Source organism: Edwardsiella piscicida (genome assembly GCF_001896205.1).
GTDB lineage: Bacteria > Pseudomonadota > Gammaproteobacteria > Enterobacterales > Enterobacteriaceae > Edwardsiella > Edwardsiella piscicida.
In genome coordinates this window covers 166,980-178,569 of record NZ_MPNU01000001.1, presented here as the reverse complement: position 1 = coordinate 178,569, position 11,590 = coordinate 166,980, and the positions used below count along the sequence as shown (strand labels likewise).

At 60.0% G+C, this 11,590-nt stretch carries 9 protein-coding genes; 3 read left to right on the top strand and 6 right to left on the bottom strand.

The window, feature by feature from the left end:
- Positions 1 to 27: 27 nt before the first annotated feature.
- The 4 genes from wzzE to trxA all read right to left on the bottom strand — a co-directional run bounded on the left by wzzE (position 28) and on the right by trxA (position 4,480).
- Complete coding sequence (gene wzzE / locus BRD58_RS00825; RefSeq protein WP_015460676.1) at positions 28 to 1,065, bottom strand: ECA polysaccharide chain length modulation protein; 1,038 nt, start codon at positions 1,063 to 1,065, stop codon at positions 28 to 30.
- A gap of 30 nt (positions 1,066 to 1,095) precedes the next feature.
- Positions 1,096 to 2,184, bottom strand: a complete 1,089-nt coding sequence (gene wecA, locus BRD58_RS00820; protein WP_012846981.1) for a UDP-N-acetylglucosamine--undecaprenyl-phosphate N-acetylglucosaminephosphotransferase — start codon at positions 2,182 to 2,184, stop codon at positions 1,096 to 1,098.
- A 276-nt stretch (positions 2,185 to 2,460) separates the two neighbouring features.
- Positions 2,461 to 3,720 (bottom strand): transcription termination factor Rho, encoded by a 1,260-nt coding sequence (gene rho / locus BRD58_RS00815; protein WP_005297111.1) that lies wholly within the window; start codon positions 3,718 to 3,720, stop codon positions 2,461 to 2,463.
- Between the two features lie 433 nt (positions 3,721 to 4,153).
- Positions 4,154 to 4,480 (bottom strand): thioredoxin TrxA, encoded by a 327-nt coding sequence (gene trxA, locus BRD58_RS00810; RefSeq protein ID WP_012846980.1) that lies wholly within the window; start codon positions 4,478 to 4,480, stop codon positions 4,154 to 4,156.
- Between the two features lie 145 nt (positions 4,481 to 4,625).
- On the opposite strand from trxA, the gene rhlB reads away from it, so the two are divergent.
- Both rhlB and gppA read left to right on the top strand, forming a co-directional pair.
- Positions 4,626 to 5,915: an ATP-dependent RNA helicase RhlB gene (gene rhlB, locus BRD58_RS00805; protein WP_015460675.1), complete on the top strand. Its 1,290-nt coding sequence runs from the start codon at positions 4,626 to 4,628 to the stop codon at positions 5,913 to 5,915.
- Positions 5,916 to 5,920: 5 nt separating this feature from the next.
- Positions 5,921 to 7,423 carry a guanosine-5'-triphosphate,3'-diphosphate diphosphatase gene (gene gppA, locus BRD58_RS00800; RefSeq protein ID WP_015460674.1) on the top strand — a complete coding sequence of 501 codons (1,503 nt, stop codon included), beginning with the start codon at positions 5,921 to 5,923 and terminating at the stop codon, positions 7,421 to 7,423.
- A gap of 70 nt (positions 7,424 to 7,493) precedes the next feature.
- Here gppA and rep read toward each other — a convergent pair whose 3' ends face one another.
- On the bottom strand, positions 7,494 to 9,521 hold the full coding sequence (gene rep, locus BRD58_RS00795) for a DNA helicase Rep (protein ID WP_015460673.1): 2,028 nt from the start codon (positions 9,519 to 9,521) through the stop codon (positions 7,494 to 7,496).
- A 213-nt stretch (positions 9,522 to 9,734) separates the two neighbouring features.
- On the opposite strand from rep, the gene ppiC reads away from it, so the two are divergent.
- Positions 9,735 to 10,016: a peptidylprolyl isomerase PpiC gene (gene ppiC / locus BRD58_RS00790; RefSeq protein ID WP_012846976.1), complete on the top strand. Its 282-nt coding sequence runs from the start codon at positions 9,735 to 9,737 to the stop codon at positions 10,014 to 10,016.
- Here the strand turns inward: ppiC and ilvC are convergent.
- Complete coding sequence (gene ilvC, locus BRD58_RS00785; RefSeq protein WP_015460671.1) at positions 10,013 to 11,491, bottom strand: ketol-acid reductoisomerase; 1,479 nt, start codon at positions 11,489 to 11,491, stop codon at positions 10,013 to 10,015. The two genes, ppiC and ilvC, sit on opposite strands and share 4 nt — an antisense overlap.
- Positions 11,492 to 11,590 lie beyond the last annotated feature (99 nt).

Sequence of the window (11,590 nt, the reverse complement as noted above, 5' to 3'; positions counted from 1 at the left end):
TTCCCTGTTAAGCGCTAACGCCGGCGCTCAGATCCGTGCACGGCGGGAAAGCGCAATACCTGCGCCAACCAGCGCGCCAATGGCGCCCCACATCACCATCATAAAGAGCCGGCGCGGGCTATCGCGCTTCACCGGCTCCTCCGGCGTGCGCAGATAGCGATAAGGCTGAAACGCCGCGTCCAAAACCGGCCCGACGCTCAGGGTCGTGAGCATCGCCCGATTCCGATCGTAGTCAATGTCATAGGATGGCCCAACGGCGCGCAGGGCCTCCAGACGCGCACGCAGCATCGGCTGTCCCAGCATAAACAGCTCGGCATCGGGCACCTCGACCTGCGCCGTCGTCGCCATGCTGCGGGTGATCCCCTGCTGCGCGGCGATCTTCAGCCCCTGCTCCAGGCCGTTCAGCTCACGCTGGTAGATCGCCTGCGCCACCGCCTCCTGACGCTTTACCTGCGCCTTCAGAAAGATACTACGGGCCGCCCAGGCCCCCTGCAGAGACTCATTCAGATTGGCGCTGGCGCGATGGGCGGCGAAGGCAACGTACTGGCGCAGCAGCTGGTTAGCCTGCGCGGCGCCGTCGGCGGTAAGACGAATGCTGTCATCGCTGTGCTTCGCCGCATCCCCCGGCGTAAAGACGATCTGATTAATCAGCTCATCCAGCAGAGCCGCATCCGCCTGCGCGCTCCCCTCTTTATGGCTCTGATAATAGGGGCTATGCAGCCAAAACTCGCGCCGCGTGTCATAGGAGGCCAGCTGTGTCGTGAACTCGGCGTAGGCCTCATCGGCGATGCTGCCCTGCGCTACCGCACCGCTGGGCGCGCTCAGCTGCGCAAGATTGCGTAAAAACTGCTGCTGGGAGTAGTAGCCGCCCAGACTGTTAACGCCCGGGCTCGCGGTGATCGCCGCCGCGCTCCACTTCTGCGGCATCAGCAGAGAGACACCCAGCGCCAGCGCCGCAAACAGCGCCGCCGTGCCAACGATCCAGGGCTTACCGCGCCACAGCGCACGACACAGCCCTCGGACATCCAGCTCATTCTCCACGGGCATCGGATTTTGACTCACCATCGGTTTTCCCTTTATGGCCGACTAGGGCCGTTAGACATGCATGCCTGCCGATTTACGGCGCAGACGGCGCTTAAAGCGCTTCACCATACGCGCCACGCGCCACGCGCGCTTGATACAGTAACCATAGAGGGCAAAAGCAAGCAAGAACAGTGCCATCATGACATACTCGGGCAGCCAAATCTCACCCAGAACCCCGATCGCCGCCAGCAGCGCCGCCGCTAGCGTAATCAAAACAAACGCCTGCCGGGAGGTAAAGCCAGCGCGCATAATCAGGTGATGAATATGCTGGCGATCTGGCGAAAAGGGGCTCATCCCTTTACGTAGACGCCGATACATAATGGCGATCATGTCCATCAGCGGTATCGCGATAACCCACAGCGCCGTCACCGGGTTCATCGGATGCCCGCGCCCCTGGGTACTCTCCAGCAAAATCCAGATAACGGTAAAGCCGATCAGGGTGCTGCCGGCATCGCCCATAAAGACCTTGAAGCGCGGCCCCACCACGCCCAGGTTCAGCAGAATATAGGGCAGCGTCGCCGCGATGATCGCAAAGCACCACAGCGCCAAATCCGGCTGGCCATCCCACTGTAGCAAGATCCCCATGGCGGCAAAGGTGACGCAGGACAGACCGCCTAGCAGGCCGTCGATGCCGTCCACCATATTAAAGGCGTTGATCGCCGCCCATACCGCAAACAGCGTCACCAGGTAGCCGAAGGGGCCTAAAATCATCTCCCAGGGCCCTAAGACAAACCCCAGGCTGCGCAGGTATAAACCGCCGGCGACCATCATGGCGATGGCGATCAGCGCCTGCACCGTGGCGCGGAACTTGACGCTGATATCGAAGCGATCATCCAGCGCCCCGACCAGCACCAGAATCCCGGCACAGATCAGATACAGGGTGGCGTGGGGAATATAGGGTTTAAAAAACAGGAAAGTAAAGCAGATCCCCGCGTACACCGAGATGCCGCCAACCAGCGGGATCAGCCCCTGATGCCGCTTACGGTAATTGGGCTTATCCACCAGGCCTATCTTCTTGGCCACCCGGCGGGCGACCAATAAAAACGCCATTGAGAAAATGAAGATAAGGAAAAATTTGCTACTCAGAGTGAGTAAATTCACGGTTAACTGCTCTCTGTCTGATCGCCGCCATAACGTTACGCGACGATATCCCTTTAACAATACCAACACATCGGCGAAATAGGCCCGGCAGGCGAGGACAATAGAAAGACATCGCCTGGACTCCCACGGTCAGCGACATATGCATAATCTGGACGATTCGCCAATTTTATACATATTGTGCAAAAATATGTTTGTCTAATCGTATCCGCTAAAAGCGCAAAACGCCACGTTATTGCTAACGTGGCGTCGTTTTTCCCGAGTTGGCAGAGCCGATGATTAAGAGCGTTTCATCATGTCAAAGAACTCGTCGTTAGTTTTGGTCATTGCCAACTTATTGATCAGGAACTCCATCGCATCGATCTCACCCATCGGGTGAATAATCTTGCGCAGGATCCACATCTTCTGCAGCTCCTCCGGCGTGGTGAGCAGCTCTTCTTTACGGGTACCGGAGCGGTTGTAATCGATGGCGGGGAAGACGCGCTTCTCAGCAATCTTACGCGACAGATGCAGCTCCATGTTACCGGTGCCCTTAAACTCTTCGTAGATAACCTCATCCATCTTAGAGCCGGTATCGATCAGCGCCGTCGCGATGATGGTCAGGCTGCCGCCCTCTTCCACGTTACGCGCCGCGCCGAAGAAGCGCTTCGGACGATGCAGGGCGTTGGCGTCCACGCCGCCGGTCAAGACTTTACCGGAGGCCGGCACCACGGTGTTATAGGCGCGGGCCAGACGGGTGATGGAGTCCAGCAGGATGATCACGTCTTTCTTGTGTTCAACCAGACGCTTGGCCTTTTCGATCACCATTTCAGCAACCTGAACGTGACGTGACGCCGGTTCATCAAAGGTCGAAGCAACCACTTCGCCCTTCACCAGACGCTGCATCTCCGTCACCTCTTCCGGACGTTCATCGATCAGCAGCACCATCAGCACGCAGTCAGGATGGTTATAGGCGATGCTCTGGGCGATGTTCTGCAGCAGCATCGTCTTACCGGCCTTCGGCGGAGCGACGATCAGACCGCGCTGACCACGGCCAATCGGCGAGGCCAGATCCAGCACGCGGGCGGTCAAGTCTTCCGTAGAACCGTTGCCGCGCTCCATGCGCAGACGCGAGTTGGCGTGCAGCGGCGTCAGGTTTTCAAACAGGATCTTGCTGCGGGCATTCTCCGGTTTGTCATAGTTAACTTCGTTAACCTTCAGCAGGGCAAAGTAGCGCTCGCCCTCTTTCGGCGGACGAATTTTACCGGAAATGGTATCACCGGTACGCAGGTTAAAACGGCGGATTTGGCTGGGGGAAACGTAGATATCATCGGGACCGGCAAGGTAGGAGCTGTCTGCGGAGCGCAGGAATCCAAAACCATCCTGCAGGATCTCCAGTACGCCATCGCCAAAAATATCTTCGCCGCTTTTCGCATGCTGCTTGAGGATGGCAAAAATAATATCCTGCTTACGCATGCGCGCCAGATTTTCCAGCCCCATGCTCTCGCCAAGCGTAATCAACTCAGAAACCGGCGTATTCTTTAATTCGGTAAGATTCATAGTGGTGGGTTCTTTAAACTCGGGGTATATCTCGAACTGTATAGTGAATGGTATGACGGGGTCATCCATGCCTGTTTGCGAACTTTCCTTCCCCTGCGCGCCCATGCTGCTAACGGTGCGACAGATCCAGCGGACGATTCTCGCTGATGGGACGAAAGAGGCGTTAACGATTTAAAACCTATGTTTTAACTTGCTGATCCATGCTTCATCCCGGCGACACAGCCATATACAACAGGAAGAACGCTGGCGATACAGAGGTTTCAAACAGAGTAAAACTTAGATTCTAACTTTTGGTTCAAACCAGATGATTCAAACTACAGGTAAGCACTGACTAGGCAGCGTGGTTAAACTTAACACGCTTATGAGCGGACGTCTAGCGGTCAACAGCAAGAATCCGTTAACCGCCGGACGCCGTCACAAATGGCGGGCAACCTTACAGGTTGGCATCCAGGAACTCTTTCAACTGAGTCTTGGACAGCGCGCCCACTTTGGTGGCCGCAACCGCGCCGTTCTTGAACAGCAGCAGCGTCGGAATACCACGAATACCGTACTTCGGCGCAGTGGCCGGGTTTTCGTCGATATTCAGCTTAGCAATGGTCAGCTTCCCTGCATACTCGGCTGCGATTTCGTCCAGGATCGGAGCAATCATCTTGCACGGACCGCACCATTCAGCCCAGAAATCAACCAGGATCGGGCCTTCAGCCTTCAGCACGTCAGCCTCGAAGCCACTGTCGCTCAGGTGAACAATTTTATCGCTCATGTTCTACTCCACAGGATTAAGTCTGCCTTGTTGGTTATAGTAATAGCCTACTTCCCCCAACAAAGGGTTGACTTTATTTCATCGGATACGCTTTCGTAAAGCAATACTTTCGTGAAGATACGGTTAACTGTTATTCTACGCCATTATGAGCAAAACACACTTGACTGAACAGAAGTTTGCCGACTTCGCCCTGCACCCAATGGTGATCAAAGCCCTTGAATCAAAAGGGTTTCACAGCTGCACTCCCATTCAGGCACTGGCATTGCCCCTGGCGATCGCCGGGCGTGACGTTGCGGGACAGGCGCAAACCGGCACCGGCAAGACGCTAGCATTTTTAGCGTCTACTTTTCATTATCTACTGACTCATCCGGCCATTGCCGAGCGCAAAACCAATCAGCCGCGCGCGCTGATTATGGCGCCGACACGTGAGCTGGCCGTCCAGATCCACTCCGATGCCGAACCGCTGGCCCAAGAAACCGGCCTGCGCCTCGGCCTGGCCTACGGCGGCGATGGCTATGACAAGCAGCTCCGGGTCTTAGAGCAGGGTGTCGATATCCTGATCGGTACCACCGGACGCCTGATCGACTATGCCAAGCAGGGTCACGTTGACCTTGGCGCCATTCAGGTCGTGGTTCTCGACGAAGCCGATCGCATGTTCGATCTGGGCTTTATCAAAGATATTCGCTGGCTGTTCCGCCGTATGCCGCCGACCGCCCAGCGCCTTAACATGCTGTTTTCCGCAACCCTCTCTTACCGCGTACGCGAACTGGCGTTCGAACATATGAACAACGCCGAGTATGTCGAGGTTGAGCCGGAGCAAAAAACCGGTCACCGGATCCAGGAAGAGCTGTTCTACCCCTCCAACGAAGAGAAAATGCGCCTGCTGCAGACGCTGCTGGAAGAGGAGTGGCCGGATCGCTGCATCATTTTCGCCAACACCAAGCACCGCTGTGAGGACATCTGGGGGCACCTGGCCGCCGATGGCCACCGCGTCGGTCTGCTGACCGGGGACGTACCGCAGAAAAAACGCCTGCGCATCCTGGAAGACTTCACCAAGGGGCACATCGATATTCTGGTTGCCACCGACGTCGCCGCGCGCGGCCTGCATATCCCGGCGGTCACCCATGTGTTTAACTATGACCTGCCCGATGACTGTGAAGACTACGTACACCGTATCGGCCGTACCGGCCGCGCCGGCGCCAGCGGCAAGTCCATCAGCCTCGCCTGTGAAGAGTATGTGCTGAACCTGCCGGCGATCGAAAGCTATATCGGCCATTCGATTCCGGTCAGCAAATACAACAGCGACGCCCTGCTCAAAGATCTGCCGGCCCCCAAACGCCTGAGCCGTAGCCGTAACGGCGCCGGCGCACGCCGTCCGGGATCGCCGCGCCGCGGCAGCGGTGCACCGCGCCCGAACCGTAAACGCTCAGGTTAATCAGCATGAGCAAGAGCGCCGCGTTGTATGCCGCCATCGACTTAGGCTCTAACAGCTTCCACATGCTGGTGGTGCGTGAGATGGCCGGCGGTATCCAGACGCTGGCGCGGATCAAGCGCAAGGTGCGCCTGGCCGCCGGTCTGGACGCTGACAATATTCTGTCGCCGGATGCGATGCAGCGCGGCTGGCAGTGCCTGCGCCTCTTCGCCGAACGCCTGCAGGATATTCCCACCGACCACATCCGGGTCGTTGCGACGGCGACGCTGCGCATCGCCCGGAACGCCGACGCGTTCATCGCGCGTGCGCAGGAAATTCTGGGGCGTCCGGTACGCATCATCAGCGGTGAAGAGGAAGCTCGCCTGATTTATCAGGGGGTTGCTCACACCACCGGCGGCGCCCGTCGGCGGCTGGTGGTCGACATCGGCGGCGGCAGTACCGAGCTGGCCTGCGGCGAAGGCGCCAAGGCCGACGTTCTGTTCAGCCTGCAGATGGGCTGTGTCACCTGGCTAGAGCGCTACTTCAGCGACCGCCACCTGACACAGGCCAACTTTGCCCGCGCTGGCGATGCCGCGCATGCGATGATCGCCCCGGTACGCGATACGCTGCTACGCCATGGCTGGCAGGCCTGCGTCGGCGCATCCGGTACCGTGCAGGCTCTGCAGGAGATCATGGTCGCCCAGGGGATGGACGAACGCATCACCCTGGATAAGCTGTGTCAGCTGCGCGATCGCGCCATCGAGTGCGGTAAGCTTGAAGAGCTGGAGATCGACGGACTGACCCTGGAGCGCGCCCTGGTGTTCCCCAGCGGCCTGGCCATTCTGATCGCCCTGTTTGAAGCGCTGCATATTGACAGCATGACCCTCTCCGGCGGCGCGCTGCGCGAAGGTCTGGTCTATGGCATGCTGGCGCTGCCGGTGGGCTGCGATGTCCGTACCCGGACGCTGCATAACATTCAGCGCCGCTTTTTGATCGATGAAGGGCAGGCCGAGCGAGTCTGGCGCCTGGCCGATGGTCTGGCCCGCCAGCTCTCGACCCCGTGGCCGCTGGACAGCTGTGCCCATACGCTGCTGCACGCGGCCTGCCTGCTCCATGAGCTGGGGCTGAGCGTAGATGTGCGTCAGGCGCCGCAGCACGCCGCCTATCTGGTTCGCCATCTGGATCTGCCCGGCTTCACGCCGGCGCAGAAAAAGCTGCTGGCGACCCTGCTGGCTAACCAGAGCGGTCCGCTCAATCTGGCGCTGTTTGGCCAGCAGAACGCCGTTCCGCTCCGCACCGCCCAGCGGCTGTGTCGCCTGCTGCGCCTGGCGATCATTTTCGCCAGTCAGCGCCACGACGGCGCGCTGCCGCCGCTGCTGACGCAGGTCTGCGAGGAGGACGCCCTGCGTCTGATCCTGCCGGTGGACTGGCTCGCCGACCACCCGCTGCGCGCCGAAAGCCTGCAGCAGGAGAGTCTGTGGCAGGGCTACGCCCACTGGCCGCTGCAGATCGTCGACGCGACGTCGGCGTAACGCCTGATCCTACCCCGCGCGGGACGCTCGTCGGGCGCCCCGCGCGCGTTTTCCTACGCGCTGATGTCCCTTAATCCTGCGCCGATTTCGCCCGCGCCAGCTGCGCCTTCAGATTGGCCAAGTGGGACTGCCCACGCTGCATGCGCTCCTGCGGGCTGACCACCTTACGGGCGCTCTCCCAGCTCAGATCGTCCTGCGGTAGCTCCAGCAGAAAACGGCTGGGTTCCGGACGCATCAGCTCACCGTACTGGCGGCGCTCGCGGCACAGGGTAAACACCAGCTCTTTCTGAGCGCGGGTGATACCGACATAGGCCAGGCGCCGCTCCTCATCGACGTTGTCCTCATCGATGCTGCTCTGATGCGGCAGCAGCCCCTCCTCCATCCCGACCAGATACACGTAGGGGAACTCCAGCCCCTTGGAGGCATGCAGGGTCATCAGCTGCACCTGATCGGCCTCTTCCTCAGACTCACCGCGCTCCATCATGTCGCGCAGCGTAAAGCGATTCACCACCTGCGTCAGGGTCATCGGCTCATCCAGATCGCTGCCCTGCAGCATGTCGGTCATCCAGCCGAACAGCTGGTTGACGTTCTTCATGCGCATCTCCGCCGCACGCGGGCTGGCCGACGTCTCAAACAGCCAGCTCTCATAGTCGATGCCGTGGATCAGATCGCGTACCGCCGCCGTCGCGTCGCGCTCACACAGCTGGGAGAGCTCATCCATCCAGCGGGTAAAATGCTGCAGCGACGCCAGACCGCGCCCGCTCAGGGTCTGCTCTAGCCCCACGTCAAAGCTGGCGCGAAACAGGCTGATACCGCGCTGATTCGCCCAGGCCCCGAGCTTTTGCAGGGTCGAAGGGCCGATCTCTCGCCGCGGCGTATTGACGATACGCAAAAAGGCACTGTCATCATCCGGGTTGGTCAACACCCGCAGGTAGGAGAGCAGATCTTTGATCTCCGCGCGGGAAAAGAAAGAGGTTCCACCCGAAATCTTGTACGGAATGCGGTTTTGCATCAGCATTTTTTCGAACACCCGCGACTGATGGTTACCGCGATAGAGGATCGCATAGTCGCTGTAGGCGGTTTTGTGAATAAAGTGATGGGCGATCAGTTCGCCGACCACCCGCTCCGCCTCATGATCCTCATTATTGGCCGTGATCACCTTCAGCGGCTCACCGTAGCCCAGCTCAGAAAACAGGCGCTTTTCAAATACGTGTGGGTTATTGGCGATCAGAATATTGGCCGCCTTCAGAATGCGCTGCGAAGAGCGGTAGTTCTGCTCCAGCTTGACCACCTGCAGCGCCGGAAAGTCCTCTTTCAGCAGCACCAAATTCTGCGGGCGCGCGCCGCGCCAGGAGTAGATGGACTGATCGTCGTCGCCCACCACGGTAAAGCGAGCGCGGGTGCCGACCAGCAGCTTTACCAGCTCATACTGGCTGGTGTTGGTGTCCTGATACTCATCGACCAGCAGGTAGCGGATACGCTGCTGCCAGCGCTCGCGTACCTCTGGATCACGGCGCAGCAGCAGCGTCGGCAGCAGGATCAAATCGTCAAAATCCAGCACATTGCAGGACTTGAGCTGGGTGTCATACAGGCCATAGCAGTCGGCGAACAGCCGCTCCCGCGCTGAGCGCGCCTGCGCCGCCGCCTGGGCGGGATCGATCAGATCGTTCTTCCAGTTGGAGATGGTCGCGATCAGCTGCTGCAGCTGGGTTTTGTCCTTTTCCAGCCAGCGCTCAGTCAGGTCGGTCAGCAACGCCAGCTGATCCTGATCGTCGAACAGGGAGAAGTTAGACTTCATTCCCAGCGCCTTATACTCACGCTTGATGATCTCCAGCCCCAGGGTATGGAAAGTTGAAATCATCAGCCCGCGGGCCTCTTTGCGCCCCAGCGTCTGCGCCACGCGCTCTTTCATCTCGCGCGCGGCCTTATTGGTGAAGGTGACCGCGGCGATGTGGCGCGCCTGATAGCCGCACACGCGGATCAGATGGGCTATCTTGTTGGTGATCACCCGGGTCTTACCGGAGCCGGCGCCCGCCAAAACCAGACAGGGGCCGGTAACAAATTCGACGGCCTGCTGTTGACCGGGATTTAAGCGCATGACGATATTCCTGCTAATGATGACCCCCGTGGGCGGGAGGCGATTGTAGCAGAAAGCGACGGCGGAAAAAAAACCGCGCCGTCGGTACATTGCCTGCGCTGCGCCGCCGCCGTACACTACGCAGGTTTTCATCGCGCCGGCGAGCGATCGCATACCGTCAGACGCCTGCGCGATCTCTGCGTCACCGATCTCAATAACCCTAAGGATATCCCCATGGCCCGCCGCGCCGCCGCACTGCACATTTTGGTCGAGAGTCAGGCCGAGGCCGAATCGCTGCTGCAAAAGCTGAAGCGAGGCGCCCAATTTCAAACGCTGGCGCGTCGCCATTCACGCTGCCCCTCAAAGCGCCAGGGCGGCGACTTGGGGGAGTTTACGAAGGGAAGCATGGTGCCCGAGTTTGATCGCGCCGTCTTCAGCGGTCCACTGCTGACCCCTATCGGCCCGATCAAAACCCGTTTTGGCTACCACATCATTAAGGTGCTGTACCGCAGCTAACCGGCGACGGCCACGCGCTTCATATCGGTCATATAGCCGCGCAGGCGCTCACCGACCGTCTCAATGGGATGCTGACGGATGGCCTGATTGACCTCCCGCAGCGCGGCGTTATCCACCGCCCCTGCCGGCAGCGACTGCCCCAGATCCCCCGGCTGCAGCGTCGCCATAAACGCTTGGCGCAGCAGCGGTACCGCCGCGTTGGCAAACAGGTAGTTGCCATATTCGGCGGTATCCGAGATAACCACGTTCATCTCATACAGTCGCCGACGGGCGATGGTATTGGCGATCAGCGGCAGCTCATGCAGCGACTCATAGTAGGCGGACTCGGCGACGATGCCGGAGGCGACCATGGTTTCAAAGGCCAGCTCGACCCCGGCCTTCACCATCGCCACCAGCAGCACACCGCGATCGAAATAGGTCTGCTCATCGATCTTGCCCTCAAACGGCGGCGCCTTTTCAAAGGCGCTTTCGCCGGTCTCCGCGCGCCAGGTCAGCAGGTGATCATCGTCCGCGGCCCAGTCCGCCATCATCCCCTGCGAGAAGGCCCCGGAGAGAATGTCATCCATATGCTTGGCAAACAGCGGCGCCATCAGCGTCTTGAGCTGCTCGGCTAACGCATAGGCGCGCAGCTTGGCGGGATTGGAGAGGCGATCCATCATCAGGGTGATCCCGCCCTGCTTCAGGGCCTCGGTGATGGTCTCCCAGCCAAACTGGATCAGCTTGCCGGCCCAGGCCGGATCGGCCCCCTCGGCGACCAAACGCTCATAGCACAGCAGCGAGCCGGTCTGCAGCATCCCACACAGAATGGTCTGCTCGCCCATCAGGTCAGACTTTACCTCCGCCACAAACGATGACGCCAACACCCCGGCGCGATCGCCGCCGGTCGCCGACGCCCACGCCTTGGCAATCGCCATCCCCTCTCCGCGCGGATCGTTTTCCGGGTGCACCGCGATCAGGGTCGGTACGCCAAAGCCGCGCTTATACTCCTCGCGCACTTCGGTGCCGGGGCACTTGGGGGCAACCATCACCACGGTGATGTCCGGGCGGATCTGCTGCCCCACCTCAACGATATTGAAGCCGTGCGAATACCCCAGCGCCGCCCCCTGCTTCATCAGCGGCTGCACCGCGCTGACCACGGCGGCATGCTGTTTGTCCGGCGTCAGGTTGATAACCAGATCGGCCTGGGGGATCAGGGTTTGATAATCCCCGACGCTGAAACCGTGCTCGGTGGCGCGACGATATGAGTCGCGCCGTTCGGCGATCGCCTCTGCCCGCAGGGCATAGGCGACGTCCAGCCCCGAGTCGCGCATGTTCAGCCCCTGGTTCAGCCCCTGGGCGCCGCAGCCGACGATCACCACCTTCTTACCGCGCAAGGCATTGACCCCATCGGCAAACTCCGCCCGCGCCATAAAACGGCACTTACCCAGCTGCGCCAGCTGCTGACGCAGATTCAGCGTATTAAAATAGTTGGTCATGCTGCACTCCATCCTGTTCACTGATGCGGCCGTGCTCCCGGCGATATTACCGGCGACACCCCATTGTCCGTTACCCTGCCCGTCCGGCGTCTGTCCGGT

Coding starts and splice junctions, on each gene's coding strand:
- wzzE (WP_015460676.1), bottom strand. CDS start 1,065: ATGGTGAGTCAAAATCCGATGCCCGTGGAGAATGAGCTGGATGTCCGA.
- ilvC (WP_015460671.1), bottom strand. CDS start 11,491: ATGACCAACTATTTTAATACGCTGAATCTGCGTCAGCAGCTGGCGCAG.
- rhlB (WP_015460675.1), top strand. CDS start 4,626: ATGAGCAAAACACACTTGACTGAACAGAAGTTTGCCGACTTCGCCCTG.
- ppiC (WP_012846976.1), top strand. CDS start 9,735: ATGGCCCGCCGCGCCGCCGCACTGCACATTTTGGTCGAGAGTCAGGCC.
- rho (WP_005297111.1), bottom strand. CDS start 3,720: ATGAATCTTACCGAATTAAAGAATACGCCGGTTTCTGAGTTGATTACG.
- gppA (WP_015460674.1), top strand. CDS start 5,921: ATGAGCAAGAGCGCCGCGTTGTATGCCGCCATCGACTTAGGCTCTAAC.
- rep (WP_015460673.1), bottom strand. CDS start 9,521: ATGCGCTTAAATCCCGGTCAACAGCAGGCCGTCGAATTTGTTACCGGC.
- trxA (WP_012846980.1), bottom strand. CDS start 4,480: ATGAGCGATAAAATTGTTCACCTGAGCGACAGTGGCTTCGAGGCTGAC.